The organism is Nostoc sp. 'Peltigera membranacea cyanobiont' 232, from assembly GCF_002245985.1.
In the GTDB taxonomy this organism is placed as follows: domain Bacteria; phylum Cyanobacteriota; class Cyanobacteriia; order Cyanobacteriales; family Nostocaceae; genus Nostoc.
The window spans coordinates 1-15,616 of the sequence record NZ_NOLK01000051.1 but is presented as its reverse complement, the minus strand read 5'-3'; the positions used below and the strand labels follow the sequence as shown (position 1 = coordinate 15,616).

Genomic DNA, 15,616 nt, shown 5'->3' with positions numbered 1-15,616 from the left:
AATATAGGTGCTAACTTAGTTTTGACCTTGATTTTACAAGGCTTTTGGAGATTTAAGTCATTTTTTATATCCCCAGCACGTGCTGTAACTAATAGCCGTTTCTTTTAATGAAAACTTAAGATTTTTGACAGATTGTCTGCTTAGGAGCGATCGCACGTATTGTAGAAAATGACAAACCGCTATCTAGCTATTGTCATGTCTACTCACGGAGTTTGTCCTAAATGACTATTTTCATTAACTTTCTCCGCTCTTTACTACTTACAATCATTTTTAGCTTTGTCGCTCCCATCTTCTTTGTGGGCGGTGTACTGCTTCTTTTATCCCTTATCGGTTCCTTTCCCGGTTTACAAGAATTGACTGAAGCGATCGCTACTCAGATTATGCACTTTCTTGCCATCTTTGGCAGCGGAACTCCCCTGCATGGATTATTTGTCATTAGCTTAACCTGTAGTTTTGTCGGGGCACTGTTTGATACGTATGTTTGCTACCGATATCAAATTTTACGGATAGATTCCTAGATAATATCAATAGCTTTTTTAAGGGTTCATGAGTTGTACAACAGAGGAAAAATTGAGATTTCCCAAAGTTAAAGTACTACTTGTATAAACCTAAATAGGGATTAGTGTGGCTGAATGGATTTTTATTAATTAAATTTATTCTCGAAATTATTCATTAAATACTTGTTAGTTATTAGTGATCGTTTACTGATCATTATTCCAGGTGCGCGACCCTAGTAAAGCAACCTTAAAACAGCCAAAAATCCATAATAGTAAGGTCTTTGAAACTTTTAATTATGCAAAACAGCTAAAATAGTCTATGCTAAACTACCGCGTTGGACGCTAGACTAGAGTTTGGCATTGTGTCTTGGCTGCAATTTTTAAGGAATTTATTAGCATTCACCGAGAATATCAAATAAACTCACTGCAAAATATAAAAACTTCCTTAAAATCTTGATAAACACAATGCCTGCTCATGTTTCTTAACAGAGCAAAAAAGGTCTTATGACCTCTGGGGATCTTATATTAAGTTTATTACGAGGTATGTTTACAGCTCATGGTTTGGCCGTTTAAGCCCAAGTTTAGAAAACAAATTGCGCGGATTGAAATTACTGGTGCGATCGCCAGTGCTACTCGGAAACGCGTCCTAGAAGCCCTGAAAACTGTAGAAGAAAAAAAATTTCCGGCATTATTGCTCCGTATTGATAGCCCTGGCGGTACAGTCGGAGATTCTCAAGAAATCTATAGCGCTCTGAAGCGTCTGCGCGAAAAAATTAAAATCGTCGCAAGCTTTGGCAATATTTCGGCTTCTGGAGGTGTCTACATCGGTGTGGGAGCCGAATACATCGTTGCTAACCCAGGTACAATTACGGGTAGTATTGGTGTGATTTTGCGCGGAAATAACTTGGAACGCTTGCTCGAAAAAATCGGTGTTTCCTTCCAGGTAATTAAGTCTGGCCCTTACAAAGACATTTTGGCTTTCGATCGGCAGCTGACTCAACCAGAAGAAAACATCCTGCAAGAGTTGATTGACACAAGTTATCAGCAGTTTGTCCAAACAGTAGCTGATGGCCGTTCTTTAACAGTAGAAGCTGTGAAAAGTTTCGCTGATGGTCGGATTTTTACTGGACAGCAAGCCCTAGAATTGGGTGTTGTAGACCGCCTGGGCACAGAAGAAGATGCCCGTCGCTGGACAGCAGAATTGGTTGGACTCGATCCAGAAAAAACTCTCTGCTATACCCTAGAAGAACGTAAACCCTTATTAAGCCGTCTTCTACCAGGGAGTCGTCAGTTTTCATCAGGAATTCGATCTGGTATTGATTGGCTTGAATTTGAAATGTCTACTAGTGGTTTACCGTTGTGGTTATATCGTCCCTAGCTTGAGTTAGGAGTTAGGAGTGAGAAGTTGAGAGTTTTAACTCCTAACTCCTAACTCCTAACTTCTAACTCCTAACTTTTATGTTTTTAGGAGGATTTTGGCGTGGAGTGGCAAATGCGGGCTATTCGTGGAGCAACAACTGCTTCAGAAAATACTGTTGAGGCAATCAGAGACGTAGTGACAGAACTACTGGATGAACTAGAAAATCGCAATGAATTTCAGCCGGCTGACATGATTAGTGTGACTTTCTCAGTGACACGCGACTTGGATGTGATTTTTCCGGCGGCGATCGCCAGAGCGCGACCAGGTTGGGATAATGTGGCTATGTTGGATGTGCAACAAATGCACGTTGAAGGTAGCTTACAGCGCTGTATTCGGTTTTTAATTCACGCTTATCTGCCAGCCTCCGCCTCAATTCATCATATCTATTTACGCAACGCCGCTAGCTTGCGTCCCGACTGGAGTTTACCTCAGCCTTTACAAACATCACAGCCAGCAGTTAAGTCAAAAGTGTAAATTATTTAAGAAAATTCATATTAAAAGGAACAGGGAAAACTAGGTCGCCCACAAGGAGCGAGGTTTCAAGCTACCCTGTAATACAAAATTTTTTAGTCTATGAGGGGCGAGGTTTTAAGCCTTTAACTTATTGCGTAAAAAACTACAAAATTAACTACTAATGTTGCTTTATGAAGGATGAAAAACAACTTAGTGCAATGCTTGTTCCTTTCTACTTAGGGGAACAAAAAGATTCACAAGGTCGCACGATTCAAGAGATGTGGGCTTGGGATTTTGAAGAATTAGAGTGTACCCATGATTATATTCAGTGGTTGTTTCCTTTGCCTGAGCGAAGTGCATTCAATCCTGATGCACCCATCGTTGATGAGGAAGTAATTCAAGTATTTCAAAATAACCCCCACCTCGGTCAAAATTTGCTGCACTCCTTGACAGTTATGCTTCAGTTTTATGGGTTGCAACTCCACGAAAGTAATGACGGAAAAATAGTTGTCAGCCAGTCAGAAGACTATCAAAATCGGAAACGCGAATGGGTCTGTATATTTAACCACAATTATCTTCGCATCACCCGAATCTTAAAGTGCTTAATGATATTTGGATTAGAGAATGAAGCCCAAGCATTTTATGAATGTTTACGGCAAATCTACCGTGAAGATAGCGATCGCATTGGAGGTGAAACATTTCAATATTGGACAAATGCAGTTAAACCCAATACGCCAACATAACATAATACAGTTCAGATAAGACAAAAACACTTGTAGAGACGGCGATTTATCGCGTCTTGTAGAAACGGCGATTTATCGCGTCTTGTAGAAACGGCTGTTAGCTAAGACTAATAACCTACAAATCTCAACACTTTAATTGGTCTTAGCTTGATGCCAGAGAGTATCAACAGTCACAAACTCATAGCCTTGTTGTAGCAATTGCGGAATGAGAATTTGAATTATGGCAGCAACATCTTCTCCACCGCAAACACCATCATGCAAGACAATCAGCGAACCATTTTTTACCTGCTGCATAACTCGCTCTACTACAGTGTTGACACCTGGTTGCACCCAGTCTTCTGGTACAACGCTCCACATAACTGGGCGATAATTCCATTGAAAAAATAATTTTAAAGTAGCAGGTGTAAAAAAACCATTTGGAGGACGGACATCTCTCACTAGTTCAGGTTTCAGATTGCAAGCATTGTAGATGGCAGCTTGGGTTTTTTCTAAACTGTCCTTCAAGTCATTTGGGGAAAGTAGGGGAAAAGAGCGATGATCGTAGCCATGCAATCCGATCCAGTGGACGCGATCGCTAACAGCTTTGGCGATCGCTGGTGAACGATTGACGCAAACACCCAACCAAAAAAAACTAGCTGTAATCTGGTAATGATCTAACACTGCCAAAACTTGGGGTGTGAATTGAGGATGTGGCCCATCATCAAAGGTTAGTGCGATCGCTTTAGTATGGGAATTTCCACGCCAAAGGCAATTGGGAAAACTCGGTTGGAGAATACGATAGACAATTGGGAACAGGGGAGCTAGTTGCATTTGCGTTTATCTGCTACTGACAACTTTTTGTAGATGTTGCTTGCGAATTCGTTTTGAGATTGCTTAGTTGTGCTAATGCTCCAAACTTTTTACTGAAACTGGCTCAATAACCAAGCTCCAACTTCAGATTGACTCATTTCACGGCTTTGGCGTAAAGCTTCTTCTAAAATAGACATTGCCAATCCAGGCAATACCTGTGATTCTTGAATACGTTTACTACCCTGCTCTGCGATCGCATAAGCAATAATTTGGGCGTTTTGGACATCTACTACCCAATATTCAGCAACGCCTAACTCTTCATAGAGCGTAGACGCGAAGCGGCTTGTCGTCAGACATCGCTTTGTACCCAAGTCATCCAACAGAGATGTTTTCGCAATCTCAATCACTAAATCCGGTGCAGGATAGCGATCGAGGTTGACGATTCCTGTACCTGCTGGGATAGCTTGGGCGCGTTCTCTGAGGTAATATGCTACATCAGGCTGACAATCCTGAACACCAGTTTTACGAAAGGTAGTGGTGTCTAAACCTGTGGCTAGAATCCCTTTAATGGTCGCAAATAGAGTTACAGCAAAAATAATTACCACATGGTCTTTGCCACGATCAAAACTAACTGGTGGCATCTCCAGCCTCATGTGTCCTTTGTAGTAGTAGCTTTTTCCCTTCTCGTTGAGCAAGTTAGCGACTATCTGCTCATATTCCTCCCAAGAAGTGTAAATCCATGTATTTGTGGGTAACTGGGTTTGTAAATCACTCATTGTCTAACCCTCCCGCCAAAAAGAAAACTTTTGTTTCTCGGCAAAGTCAACAAATGCACTTGCAACTTCATCTAAATTATCCTGTGTTGGGATGATTCTATTCAATTGACTCCACACATTCCCAAATTTTAATGATTAGAACATCAAAATTGAACCTCTGAACTCGGAAGTTGTGCCTTTTTACTCAAACATTGAGCCTTTGAACTCGGAACTTCGACCTTTTTGCTCGAACGTTGAGCCTCTGAACTCGGAAGTTGCACCTTTTTGCTCGAACGTTGAGCCTTTGAACTCGGAAGTTGCACCTTTTTACTCGAACGTTGAGCCTCTGAACTCGGAAGTTGCACCTTTTTGCTCGAATGTTGAGCTTCTGAACTCGGAAGTTGCACCTTTTTGCTCGAATGTTGAGCCTTTGAACTCAAAAAATAGAGCTTCAGAACTCGGAATGTCGTGCTTTTAACTCCAATATCCAAATTCTGAAGCTCACACGTGGCATCTTTTAAGTGTAAGTACTGAGCTATTTTCTACAATGCTGCTTTTTGAGACTTGGATTTTCCAGGTTTACGAGCAAATCGTTGTCCCATTTCCACAACTACTGCATCTAAACCCGCTCCCTGTCCACTGGCTTTTGCGTAGTTATACACCTGTAACGCGGCTGCATAAGCTTCACTACCGACTGCAAGAGATGTATCATCTACCAACTCTTGTAACTGCGTCAACGACAATAACACCGGATACAACGCTTCAAATAATTGCACATCCTTCCGCATATCTTCTAAGTCAAACGATCGCGGTAAAAACTCTGGATTCTGCGCCGCCACCTCTAATGCTTTACTCACAAACGCCCGACTCTTATCTCCCATCTTGGGTAAAGTCTTGCGATCGCCAGAACTCAAATCAACCAAAAATGGTAGCTTTTCTTTAATGGTAGCGATCGCTTGCAACACAGCATCTCTGTCTGTTTGTCCCAATGTTGCACTAATTGGGGTCGTAGACATAGAAATCACTCTTCAGTAAGCTCCTTTCATGTAAAGTGCCCAGATATACAATCAAAATCAATATAATACGCTTGCTTTGCTTAAGATTTGATCCTCCCTAACCCTCCTTAAAAAGGAGGGAATTAGAGCAAGCCTTTATATTAAGCCCCCCTTAAAAAGCAGGGCTGTTTCATTCCCTAAAACAGGTAAAATTGCAAGTGTTGAGGGGATAAAAATCATGGGTGCGAATTTGATTGAGCAATTGCGGCAAGTGGAAGATTTTAGAACTCTCGATGGTTGAAGACATCCACTGTGGTTGGTATTAGTGTTTCGTCATATCGAAACTGAAAAAACTAGAAATCGGTTTACAACACGTACCGTCGAAGTTTTTGATGATTTGACCTCGATCAATTCCCAGTGGACGGGTATTAAGTCTTTAATCCGGGTTGAAAGAGTCGGAACCCGCACGGGTAAAGCATATCGTCAGGTTGTCTGTTATATCAGTAGTATAGTTGGCACAGCGAAAGAATTTGCTCATGGTATTCGCGGACATTGGGGTATCGAAAATCGCCTCCATTGGGTTAAGGATGTAGTTTTGAATGAAGATAATTCAACTATACGTATGGGTAAGGCTNCTGCAAATCTCTCAATTATGCGAGCGATCGCTCTTAATATACTCCGTCGAAATGGTTATGCTTCCATCACAATTGCCCAAAGATTTCTCTCTCATGACATTGACAAACTCCTTACTCTTGTGGAATTAATCAGCCCTGCCTTTACAAGGGGGGCAAAAGTCTCTTAAAGTCCCCCTTTTTAAGGGGGATTTAGGGGGATCTCCAACGATTTTGGGTTCATTACAGAGATGTGTGTACACCGTAGCCTTGTAAAGGGGAGGGTTAGGGTGGGGTAATTCGACTTGTGACTAATTAACCCTAATAGAATTAACCAAAATGCTGAATAATTGCGTCGGCAAATTCAGAACATTTTAAGGGTTCAACAGGCGGTTCTAGCAACCGGGCTAAATCGTAGGTGACTTGACTATTTGCGATCGCATCGCTTAAACCTTTCTTAATTAGGTCTGCGGCTTCTTGCCAACCCATAAATTCCAGCATCATCACGCCAGACAAAATCACTGAACCAGGATTAATCCGATCCAATCCGGCGTGTTTGGGTGCAGTGCCGTGGGTAGCTTCAAATATGGCACTAGAATCGCCAATATTTGCCCCTGGGCCAATTCCCAATCCCCCAACAATAGCAGCAGCAGCATCAGACAAGTAATCGCCGTTCAAGTTCATCGTCGCCAAAATCGAATACTCATCCGGTCTGGTTTGGATTTGTTGAAAAATACTGTCAGCAATTCGGTCATTCACCAAAACTTTCTCTTTCCATTTGCCATCGCCGTGGGTTGCCCAAATTGTGTTAAGAACAGTTTCAACTTCCTTGACAACTTGCGCTTTCTTGTCTGGAGTGAGATTATCAAACCCAGGTTCAATCTGGCGGGCATTTTCTTCCAAGGAAATATTCGGATTTTTTTCCTTGTTACTCAAAATCCAAGATTCTTGTTCTGTAACAGTTTCTTGGCGAAATTCACTGGTTGCTAGTTCATACCCCCAATCGCGGAAAGCGCCTTCGGTGTACTTCATGATGTTTCCCTTATGCACCAAAGTCACCTGTTGCTTATTTTTAGGCAATAGCAAGGCATGTTTGATCGCACGTCTAACTAGGCGCTGGGAACCAGTTTTGCTGATGGGTTTGATGCCAATACCAGAATCAAGAGGAATGCGTTTTTTCCCATGTTCTGGGGTGGCGGGGATTAGTTCTTCGTTAAGAATCTTAATTAAGCGATCGCCGATTTCGCTACCTTGTCGCCATTCAATGCCTAAATAAATATCTTCCGTATTCTCTCGATAAACAATTACATCCAGCTTTTCGGGATTTTTGTGCGGTGAGGGCGTACCTGCATAGTAACGGCAAGGACGCACGCAAGCATACAAGTCAAAAATTTGTCGTAATGCCACATTTAAAGAACGAATTCCTCCCCCAATGGGAGTAGTCAAAGGCCCTTTAATAGCGACACCATATTCTTCAATTGCCGTAAGAGTATCTTGAGGTAAATACTGGTAAGTGCCGTATAAATCACAAGCTTCGTCACCAGCGTAAACCTTAAACCAGCTAATTTGACGCTGACCCTTATATGCTTTAGCTACAGCAGCATCGAGAACTTTTTGGGTAGCAGGCCAGATGTCGATCCCTGTGCCGTCGCCGCGAATAAAAGGGATAATTGGATTGTCTGGTACGATTGGTTCACCATCTTTGAAGGTGATTTTTGCTCCGGCTGCTGGGGGGGTAATCTTGTCGTACATCGTTCACACACTCCTAATCGATACGCTGCTAGTCAAAAAATCCTTATGTGGCAGGCTTGTATATTTTGCTATGTCTTTTGTTCACCAAGCCAGAAGGCAAAGATTTTCCCCCTATTCCCCTTGTACATTATTTGGGGATTAAGTGTGGGATTTCAGTGAAGCGATCGCAATTTTGTACGATCAAAAATAGTAAACTACTTTTCGCTATCAGTACTTCACCTTGGAGAATCCTCGATAGCTTACCGCTCTTTCACTGACCGCTAAAACGAGAATGGCATGACAGACCCAATGATTTTATCAGGCCCTGCTAATGACATCGACTCCCTCCGACGACCGTTAATTGCTGGGTCTGAAAAAGTCCAACAACAGATAATCCCACAGTTAGCTGAGTTGGGTAACGAGGGATTAGACGTGTTGATGGAATTTTTACTGAAACGACGTGAGAACCCAGCAACTTGGATTGATGGCAAAGCTTACCAAGTCCTTTACAACTCTGATGCACCCCAAGCCAAAGAATTTTTGCGCTCTTGTTTTCCTGAGGGAATTGTACCTCTAAAATCAGAGTGCGGGATTAACTACAATTCTTTGCAACAGCTACTTGCTGCTCAAGACTTCCAAGCAGCCGATCGCGTCACCATCGAAAAAATGTGTGAACTATCAGGGCCAACGGCTGTACAACGCAAATGGTTGTACTTTACTGAGGTAGAAAATACCTCGGCTGTTGACTTACAAACCATTAACAACCTCTGGTTAGTCCACTCTGAAGGTAAATTTGGCTTTTCAGTGCAACGAGAAATCTGGTTGAGTTTGGGTAAAAATTGGGAGAATTTCTGGCCGAAAATTGGCTGGAAAGAAGGTAATACCTGGACGCGATACCCTAACGAGTTTACCTGGGATTTGAGTGCGCCTAAAGGTCACTTACCCCTTTCTAATCAACTTCGGGGAGTACGAGTTTTTGCTTCTTTACTTTCTCACCCAGCTTGGACACAGTTATGAGTTAGAAGTTATTAGTTATGAGTTGAAGAGGTTTTTAATTTAAAACTCAAAACTCAAAACTTAAAATTCCTAACTCCTAACTCCTAACTATTAACTTTAATCAAATTAATGGCAAATGTTCGTCTAGAAGATATTAAGCGTAGATTCAATAACGTCACCGCTATCGAGGACATTACCTTTGAAATTCCTGATGGCGAGTTTTGGGTTTTAGTTGGGCCATCGGGTTGTGGGAAGTCTACAATTTTGCGAACGATCGCAGGTTTAGAAACTGCCACATATGGCAAACTCTTTATTGGCGATCGCTTGGTGAATAATATCCCAGCCAGACAAAGAGATGTGGCGATGGTGTTCCAGAACTACGCCCTCTATCCTCACATGAGTGTGGCAGAAAACATCGGCTTTGGCTTACAGATGCGGAAAGTTGACCGAAAAATCATTCAAGAACGAGTGCTGAATGTGGCGCGATCGCTTTCTCTGGATCATTTGCTGGATCGTAAACCCAAACAGCTTTCTGGGGGACAACAACAACGGGTAGCATTAGGGAGAGCGATCGCTCGTGAACCCCAAGTTTTTTTACTTGATGAACCTTTATCTAATTTAGATGCCCAATTGCGCGATGATACAAGGGCAGAATTGAAACAGTTACATCAAGAATTAGGCATTACGACAATTTACGTCACCCACGATCAAGTTGAAGCCATGACTTTAGCTGATAAAATTGTCGTGCTAAATCGTGGGCGAATTCAACAAATCGGCGATCCCCAAACTATTTATGCAAGTCCCGCTAATCAGATGGTGGCAAGTTTTTTAGGCAGTCCACCGATGAATATTTTCCGTGCAATCTATCAAAATAACGGTTTTGATGTGAGTGGGCAGTTATTAACGATTCCAGCAGATGTGAATGAAAAATTAAAGTTGCGCCAGGGGCACAGTTTTGATTTGGGGATTCGCCCAGAGCATATTTTGATTAACGAACTGCCCTCCGGGTTCACAGTCGCCTACGGCGGGAAACCCGCCTACAGCGCTGGTTCACCAAGTCGCCAAGAAGGAAATGACAGTCATCTGATTGTGGAAGTTAAGGTGGTAGAACCTTTGGGAAGGGAAACTTTGATTCGTGCTGGCTTACCTGGTTCGGCGGTGGTGTTGAATATTCAGGTAGGCGGGGATGTGCGTCTGCGCCCAGGCGATCGCCTTTCTCTACAACTCGATTTAAATCAATTGTTTGTATTTGATCCCAAAACTGGGGACAGAATTTTATAAATAGTTTCTTAAACTGCCATAAATAATCGCAAATTTACAATTTTTTGTAGCCAAAATCTAAGAAAATAAAAACTGCAATAGAGACTTAATGGATTTGCTGCAAAAACTTATATGACTATTAATCGACGCAATTTCTTGTTTTTACTCACAGCAGGTGCGGGTGCTTTTGTATTCGATGCTTGTGCATTGGCAGAGAAATCTCCTAAAGGAAACACTGCAATTCCTGAAACAACACCTGAAACAACACCAAACAAAACATCAGAAAAAACAGGTGCTATCCAACTACCGCCTTTAGCTTACGCCTACGAAGCGCTGGAACCACACATCGATGCTAAAACGATGCAGTTTCACCATGATAAACACCATGCAACTTATGTAAAAAACTTGAATGCAGCGTTAGATAAACACCCAGAACTGAAAGGCAAAACTATTGAAGAACTGTTGCAGAAACTTGACAATGTACCAGAAGATATTCGCAAAACAGTACGCAATAATGGCGGTGGTCATGTAAATCACTCAATGTTCTGGGAAATTATGAAGCCAAAAGGTGGGGGAGAACCAACAGGAAATATAGCCTCCGCGATTAATCAAAGTTTTGGTAGTTTTGCAGCTTTCAAACAAAAGTTTAATGAAGCTGGTGCCGGTCGTTTTGGTAGTGGTTGGGTTTGGCTAGTCCGTAACAAAGGTGGCAAGTTGGAAGTGACAACTACAGCTAACCAAGATAGTCCCTTAAGTGTAGGTAAATATCCCATTCTGGGTAATGACGTATGGGAACATGCATATTATCTGAATTACCAGAATCGCCGCGCCGATTATTTAGATGCTTGGTGGAACGTGGTTAATTGGGATGAGATTAACAAGCGGTTTGCAACTGCAAGTAAATTAGCTTAGACATTGGAACAAAGGAAGAGATAGAAAAAATAAAAAGTCGATCTTCCGCCCCTATCAAAATAATTCGTAATTACAACCAGTGGAAGCTTGTACTCTTTCTAGTTAAGAATTACGAATTACGAATTACGAATTACGAATTATTCAAAGGGGCTTTTGAGTAGGTACACCAATAGCACGGGGAAACTGAATTGGTGTGGTAGCTACCTTACGCAAATACACACAGTGCCGGATGCTGTGACTCAAGGGTGTTGTAAATTGTTCAATTGATTCAATAACGCCACCCAACTGCTTCATCGCATTCTGCAAAACTGTGGTTTCATCCTTTGCCCAATTACCGCGATAAATTATAGCTAAACCTCCCTGTTTCAGCAATGGTAGGGTATATTCTGCACAAACAGAGGCTGCACCTACAGCACGGATCAATGCAATATCGTAAGCTAGTCGATGCTGAGGGTTCTGACCGATTTCTTCAGCCCTACCAACAAGAGTTTTGGCATTAGTAAGGGCAAGTTCAGTTAATATATTGTCGATAAAAGTAATTTTTTTCCGAGTTGAATCGAGAAGAGTAATTGTGCAATTAGGGACTGTAATTGTCACTGGAACACCCGGAAAACCTGCACCTGTACCAATATCGATAAGAGTAGGGGGAGCAGAGGATAAATTTGCTGATAACAGGGGTACAATTCCTCGTAGAGAATCCCAGAGATGTTTTTCCCAAAACTCTTGGGGGTCAGTAATGCGAGTTAAATTTAGTTGAAGATTACCTTCTAGGATTAACTCATAAAGCCTTTGGAATTGTGCTTGCTGTTGGACAGTCGGTTGCCAATTCAGAGTTTGCTGCCAGATTTCTGCCATCTCAGGCAATAAGTTTGTCATTGGTCATTTGTCATTTGTCATTTGTCATTCGGTATGGGGTGTTGGATATTATTTCTTCTTTTTTCTCCAGTCCCCAGTCCCCAGTCCCCTTTTATGCCGATGGCAGAGGTTCTTTAACTTTGGATTCCAGTGTCTTTGGGTCTACTGATTGTAGTTCGCCGTGGTTGAGTGTCCAGCAACGATCTGCGATCGCTAACAGATCCCCAGCATCGTGTGTAACTATCAATAGTGTCCAATCTTGTTTCAGCTTTGCTAATAAATTTACCAGTTGCCGACGCATTGACCAATCTAACCCAGCAGTCGGTTCATCCAATAATAGTAAATTTGGCTGGCGAATCAATTGCACCGCCAAAGCTAAACGCCTCTGTTGACCGCCACTCAAAGCATGGGGAGCAGCAGAAAGCGATAAATGCTCTAATCCCACCTCAGTTAGGGCCTGTCTAACTCGTTCTGACCCTAACTCAGGATGTCCTAAACGCAATTCTTCTAAAATTGAACTACCACAAAAGTGGCGTTCTGGAAATTGAAATACCAACCCAGCTAATTGTTGTAGCTGTTCGGCTATAAGTTCCTGTTCTCGCCAGAAGAGTGCGCCAGTAGTGGGTTCGGCTAGTCCCGACAAAATTTCTAGTAAGGTACTTTTTCCCGAACCACTGGGGCCAATAATCAGACCTAGTTGCTGGGGTGCTAATTCCAAGTTGATCGATTTAAGAATCGCTGTTGGACACGCCGTGGGGTGATAATTTACATTTCGGAGATAGAGCATTTGTTAAGATTACCAAAAAGTCAGCAAATTACTGATTAGCTACACTGAGAGGATCTAGAAAATTCTAGAAAAATTTATAGCGTATTACCTGAATTAACACCTTAATCTAGCAGCAAGAATCATCCAATTTTCCTCCATTGTGGCAGACTCACCCGAAAAACCTTGGCTATCACGAGCCTGGAAACATGGAAAAATTACCAAAGTCAACCTTTATATAAGAAAATTTGGGTTGAGGCAGAGGCAAATTAGAATTAATCATTTTTTGCATTCTAAGTAACACATACAACTATTTCAACCGCAATTATTCTGAGGGTTAAAATGACTAAAAGGTTTTATCCGCCTCAACTAGTAGTGCCTACGAGACTCACTACCCTTGCTCAGACTGCTTTTGGTGCTGCGTTCGCCTTTGGCGTTGCCCCTTGGGCAATCGCACTTAATCTGTGGGTGAATCCCTCACTAGCTGGCGATCCCTTTCGCAACAGCGAACCTCATCAAATTGGCGACCAAACAGAAGCAGGTTTTAAGGCGATTTTCCAACAGGGCAACTATCCAGCAGCAGAGCGTTATCTACAACAGGCAATATCTAAAGAGCCAAATGAACCTCTAGCTTACGCGATGAAAGCATCTTTGGCATACGGAAATAAAGATTGGGCTAAACTAGATACCTACAGTCAGAAAACTCTAGAAAGCGGACAAAAACTGATTCCCAACGATCCATTGCGTGGTAATTTATACACTGCTGTTGGTCATTTTTTAGAGGGAGCATTAATTCTCACCCGCGAGGGTACAGTTAATGGTGTGCCGCAAGCTTTTGGTCGGTTGCGACAAGTTTATGAATATTTAGACAAAGCCGAAGCAATTTCTGCCAACGATCCAGAACTGAATTTAATTAAGGGTTATATGGATTTACTTTTGGCGGTTAATTTGCCTTTTGCTAGTCCAGATCAGGCAATTGGACGCTTAGAAAAAAATGCTGCTCCTGGGTATCTTGTAGATCGGGGTATTGCTCTTGCTTACCGAGATTTAAAACGGTATCCGCAGGCACTGGAGTATGTTAACCGAGCGATTAAAAGCACATCAGATAATCCAGAAATTTATTATCTCAAAGCCCAAATCCTGAAAAATCTGGGACAAAAAGAAAAAAGCCAGCAGATGATTCAGGAAGCGATCGCTAATTTTGACAAAGCATTGACTAAAAAATCTCAACTCCCAGGTGATTTAGTCAAACAAATTGAGAGTGAACGCAAAAATGCTGTTAGCCTAAGTAATGCTGGGTAATTGGGCATTAGGGTAAGAGGAGAAGAATTTTTTCTCCTATTTTCAGCTTTGATATGCTTATTTCCAGAAGAATACTAGAGATATTAGACCAAAATGGAGATTCAGTTCCGCGAAATTAATCCTTTTGATATGTGGATTTGGCTGAAATTCAGCACAAATCCTTCTGCGCGTGAAAAGCAGTATGTAGAAGAAGTTTTCAATTCCTGGTTTTATCTGGGTAAATTAGGTGCATTTAATGCAGAGAACCTCCAGGTGCAGGACACTGGACTCGATATCAGCTACATGAATTATGATGAACAAGGGTATGACAAAAGCTTGTTAGCACTGATGCACAACATCGGTGAGTTTGAATATGAGGGACAGTGGGGGCGTTGTTGGTTTGACTTAGGAACCAGTGATGCGATCGCATTAGATATTTTAATTAACGCTCTCACCCAGCTAAGTCAGGAATATGTGACCATTGAAGAATTATATATGGGTGGCGAAAATCCAGATTGGCCTGTTGAGGATAGCGAAAGCCGTCCTCAGTCTATTTACGATAATTAGTTATAAAAATGAATAAAGTAGGGGAAATTCGGGTAATAGCCTTGGGGCTAATTCGGGATGGCGAACGCATATTTCTTTCTGAAGGCTACGATCCCGTAAAGCAAGAAACATTTTATCGGGCTTTAGGCGGTGGTGTTGATTTTGGCGAAACCAGCCACGCCGCCCTAGAACGGGAATTTCAAGAGGAAATTCAGGCAGACTTAACGAATATTAAATATCTCGGTTGTATAGAAAACCTGTTTACATTTAATGGTAGGCAAGGTCATGAAATCATTCAGCTTTATCAATGTGACTTTGTTGATTCAAAATTTTATCAACTGGAAAGTTTAGTTTTTTCAGAATCACAAACTCATAAACATAAAGCGCTATGGATAGATATCTCTCGCTTGAAATCAGGAGAATTCAAATTAGTACCTGAAGTATTTTTTGAATATTTATAAATCATCGGGAAATCGCACTCAACAAAGACACAATATACTGATTGAGACTAACGCCTTCCCGTTCAGAAGTCTCAGCTAAACGTCGATGTAAAGATTTTGGCATCCGTAGTAGTAGTTTACCACTATAGTTATCATTACTACTTGGTAAAGGAATATCATCGCCAGCTTCATAAGCTGTTTCAATCCACAATTCTCGCGCTTCATTGAGATTTGCCACTGTCTCTTCAAGGGTTTCAGCTTGGGTAAGACATCCAGGTAAATCTTTAATTTGAGCTACATATCCCCCCTCTGATTCGGGGTAAAGTGTTACAGGGTACTGAAGATTTAAATAATATTCTAAGGACGGTTTCTCAATCTGCTGGTTCTTCTGGTTCAGTGTCTTCATCAATCCACTCTTCTAAATTTAATAGTTAAACTAAGTAGGTGGGTGAGAAAATTTATAACTATGTCATTGCGAACGCAACGAAGTGGAGTGAAGCAATCACAAGGTTTTCACCGCTTTTACTTTTCGTTACATAGTTATATTTATTTGTGCCTGCCTACTTATG

General features: G+C 41.8%; 18 protein-coding genes. 11 read left to right on the top strand and 7 right to left on the bottom strand.

Annotated elements, in window-relative coordinates:
• Positions 1-221: 221 nt before the first annotated feature.
• The 4 genes from CDG79_RS18345 (at position 222) to CDG79_RS18330 (ending at position 3,113) form a co-directional block, all read left to right on the top strand.
• Entirely contained in the window at positions 222-518 is a 297-nt protein-coding gene (locus tag CDG79_RS18345; RefSeq protein ID WP_094343410.1) for a hypothetical protein, read from the top strand.
• Positions 519-1,053: 535 nt separating this feature from the next.
• A complete protein-coding gene (gene sppA / locus CDG79_RS18340; protein ID WP_094343409.1) occupies positions 1,054-1,875 on the top strand; it encodes a signal peptide peptidase SppA in 822 nt (273 codons plus the stop codon).
• A 114-nt stretch (positions 1,876-1,989) separates the two neighbouring features.
• A complete protein-coding gene (gene aroH / locus CDG79_RS18335; RefSeq protein ID WP_442937465.1) occupies positions 1,990-2,391 on the top strand; it encodes a chorismate mutase in 402 nt (133 codons plus the stop codon).
• A 170-nt stretch (positions 2,392-2,561) separates the two neighbouring features.
• The gene (locus CDG79_RS18330; RefSeq protein ID WP_189525037.1) at positions 2,562-3,113 is read left to right on the top strand and encodes an opioid growth factor receptor-related protein; all 552 of its coding nucleotides are present in this window, start codon (positions 2,562-2,564) and stop codon (positions 3,111-3,113) included.
• 132 nt (positions 3,114-3,245) lie between these two features.
• On the opposite strand, the gene CDG79_RS18325 is transcribed toward CDG79_RS18330, so the two are convergent.
• The 3 genes from CDG79_RS18325 to CDG79_RS18310 form a co-directional block, all read right to left on the bottom strand.
• Entirely contained in the window at positions 3,246-3,923 is a 678-nt protein-coding gene (locus CDG79_RS18325) for a polysaccharide deacetylase family protein (RefSeq protein WP_094343407.1), read from the bottom strand.
• Positions 3,924-4,012: 89 nt separating this feature from the next.
• Complete coding sequence (locus CDG79_RS18320; RefSeq protein WP_094343406.1) at positions 4,013-4,678, bottom strand: Uma2 family endonuclease; 666 nt, start codon at positions 4,676-4,678, stop codon at positions 4,013-4,015.
• Between the two features lie 521 nt (positions 4,679-5,199).
• A complete protein-coding gene (locus CDG79_RS18310; RefSeq protein WP_094343404.1) occupies positions 5,200-5,673 on the bottom strand; it encodes a hypothetical protein in 474 nt (157 codons plus the stop codon).
• Positions 5,674-5,977: 304 nt separating this feature from the next.
• Between CDG79_RS18310 and CDG79_RS18305 the strand changes: the two genes are divergently transcribed.
• A complete protein-coding gene (locus tag CDG79_RS18305; protein WP_189525036.1) occupies positions 5,978-6,454 on the top strand; it encodes an ISAs1 family transposase in 477 nt (158 codons plus the stop codon).
• A 139-nt stretch (positions 6,455-6,593) separates the two neighbouring features.
• Here CDG79_RS18305 and CDG79_RS18300 read toward each other — a convergent pair whose 3' ends face one another.
• Positions 6,594-8,015 carry an NADP-dependent isocitrate dehydrogenase gene (locus tag CDG79_RS18300; RefSeq protein ID WP_094343402.1) on the bottom strand — a complete coding sequence of 474 codons (1,422 nt, stop codon included), beginning with the start codon at positions 8,013-8,015 and terminating at the stop codon, positions 6,594-6,596.
• A 276-nt stretch (positions 8,016-8,291) separates the two neighbouring features.
• Between CDG79_RS18300 and CDG79_RS18295 the strand changes: the two genes are divergently transcribed.
• From CDG79_RS18295 to CDG79_RS18285, 3 genes are all read left to right on the top strand, one after another.
• Entirely contained in the window at positions 8,292-9,011 is a 720-nt protein-coding gene (locus CDG79_RS18295) for a GUN4 domain-containing protein (protein ID WP_094343401.1), read from the top strand.
• Positions 9,012-9,119: 108 nt separating this feature from the next.
• Entirely contained in the window at positions 9,120-10,271 is a 1,152-nt protein-coding gene (locus CDG79_RS18290) for an ABC transporter ATP-binding protein (protein ID WP_094343400.1), read from the top strand.
• 111 nt (positions 10,272-10,382) lie between these two features.
• The gene (locus tag CDG79_RS18285; protein WP_094343399.1) at positions 10,383-11,162 is read left to right on the top strand and encodes a superoxide dismutase; all 780 of its coding nucleotides are present in this window, start codon (positions 10,383-10,385) and stop codon (positions 11,160-11,162) included.
• 141 nt (positions 11,163-11,303) lie between these two features.
• Here CDG79_RS18285 and rsmG read toward each other — a convergent pair whose 3' ends face one another.
• Both rsmG and CDG79_RS18275 read right to left on the bottom strand, forming a co-directional pair.
• Complete coding sequence (gene rsmG, locus CDG79_RS18280; protein ID WP_094343398.1) at positions 11,304-12,038, bottom strand: 16S rRNA (guanine(527)-N(7))-methyltransferase RsmG; 735 nt, start codon at positions 12,036-12,038, stop codon at positions 11,304-11,306.
• 91 nt (positions 12,039-12,129) lie between these two features.
• On the bottom strand, positions 12,130-12,804 hold the full coding sequence (locus CDG79_RS18275) for an ABC transporter ATP-binding protein (protein WP_094343397.1): 675 nt from the start codon (positions 12,802-12,804) through the stop codon (positions 12,130-12,132).
• A gap of 318 nt (positions 12,805-13,122) precedes the next feature.
• On the opposite strand from CDG79_RS18275, the gene CDG79_RS18270 reads away from it, so the two are divergent.
• The 3 genes from CDG79_RS18270 to CDG79_RS18260 all read left to right on the top strand — a co-directional run bounded on the left by CDG79_RS18270 (position 13,123) and on the right by CDG79_RS18260 (position 15,068).
• Positions 13,123-14,082 (top strand): Sll0314/Alr1548 family TPR repeat-containing protein, encoded by a 960-nt coding sequence (locus CDG79_RS18270; protein WP_094343396.1) that lies wholly within the window; start codon positions 13,123-13,125, stop codon positions 14,080-14,082.
• Between the two features lie 93 nt (positions 14,083-14,175).
• Positions 14,176-14,628 carry a DUF3531 family protein gene (locus CDG79_RS18265; protein WP_094343395.1) on the top strand — a complete coding sequence of 151 codons (453 nt, stop codon included), beginning with the start codon at positions 14,176-14,178 and terminating at the stop codon, positions 14,626-14,628.
• A gap of 8 nt (positions 14,629-14,636) precedes the next feature.
• Complete coding sequence (locus CDG79_RS18260) at positions 14,637-15,068, top strand: NUDIX hydrolase (protein ID WP_094343394.1); 432 nt, start codon at positions 14,637-14,639, stop codon at positions 15,066-15,068.
• Between the two features lies 1 nt (position 15,069).
• Here CDG79_RS18260 and CDG79_RS18255 read toward each other — a convergent pair whose 3' ends face one another.
• Positions 15,070-15,453, bottom strand: a complete 384-nt coding sequence (locus CDG79_RS18255) for a type II toxin-antitoxin system HicB family antitoxin (RefSeq protein ID WP_094343393.1) — start codon at positions 15,451-15,453, stop codon at positions 15,070-15,072.
• Between the last annotated feature and the right edge of the window lie 163 nt (positions 15,454-15,616).

Excerpts from the sequence above, each read along its gene's own strand:
- CDG79_RS18260 (WP_094343394.1), top strand. The coding sequence starts at position 14,637 with ATGAATAAAGTAGGGGAAATTCGGGTAATAGCCTTGGGGCTAATTCGG.
- CDG79_RS18325 (WP_094343407.1), bottom strand. The coding sequence starts at position 3,923 with ATGCAACTAGCTCCCCTGTTCCCAATTGTCTATCGTATTCTCCAACCG.
- CDG79_RS18265 (WP_094343395.1), top strand. The coding sequence starts at position 14,176 with ATGGAGATTCAGTTCCGCGAAATTAATCCTTTTGATATGTGGATTTGG.
- CDG79_RS18270 (WP_094343396.1), top strand. The coding sequence starts at position 13,123 with ATGACTAAAAGGTTTTATCCGCCTCAACTAGTAGTGCCTACGAGACTC.
- sppA (WP_094343409.1), top strand. The coding sequence starts at position 1,054 with ATGGTTTGGCCGTTTAAGCCCAAGTTTAGAAAACAAATTGCGCGGATT.
- CDG79_RS18275 (WP_094343397.1), bottom strand. The coding sequence starts at position 12,804 with ATGCTCTATCTCCGAAATGTAAATTATCACCCCACGGCGTGTCCAACA.
- rsmG (WP_094343398.1), bottom strand. The coding sequence starts at position 12,038 with ATGACAAACTTATTGCCTGAGATGGCAGAAATCTGGCAGCAAACTCTG.
- CDG79_RS18295 (WP_094343401.1), top strand. The coding sequence starts at position 8,292 with ATGACAGACCCAATGATTTTATCAGGCCCTGCTAATGACATCGACTCC.
- CDG79_RS18310 (WP_094343404.1), bottom strand. The coding sequence starts at position 5,673 with ATGTCTACGACCCCAATTAGTGCAACATTGGGACAAACAGACAGAGAT.
- aroH (WP_442937465.1), top strand. The coding sequence starts at position 1,990 with ATGCGGGCTATTCGTGGAGCAACAACTGCTTCAGAAAATACTGTTGAG.
- CDG79_RS18255 (WP_094343393.1), bottom strand. The coding sequence starts at position 15,453 with ATGAAGACACTGAACCAGAAGAACCAGCAGATTGAGAAACCGTCCTTA.
- CDG79_RS18285 (WP_094343399.1), top strand. The coding sequence starts at position 10,383 with ATGACTATTAATCGACGCAATTTCTTGTTTTTACTCACAGCAGGTGCG.
- CDG79_RS18290 (WP_094343400.1), top strand. The coding sequence starts at position 9,120 with ATGGCAAATGTTCGTCTAGAAGATATTAAGCGTAGATTCAATAACGTC.
- CDG79_RS18300 (WP_094343402.1), bottom strand. The coding sequence starts at position 8,015 with ATGTACGACAAGATTACCCCCCCAGCAGCCGGAGCAAAAATCACCTTC.
- CDG79_RS18320 (WP_094343406.1), bottom strand. The coding sequence starts at position 4,678 with ATGAGTGATTTACAAACCCAGTTACCCACAAATACATGGATTTACACT.
- CDG79_RS18345 (WP_094343410.1), top strand. The coding sequence starts at position 222 with ATGACTATTTTCATTAACTTTCTCCGCTCTTTACTACTTACAATCATT.
- CDG79_RS18330 (WP_189525037.1), top strand. The coding sequence starts at position 2,562 with ATGAAGGATGAAAAACAACTTAGTGCAATGCTTGTTCCTTTCTACTTA.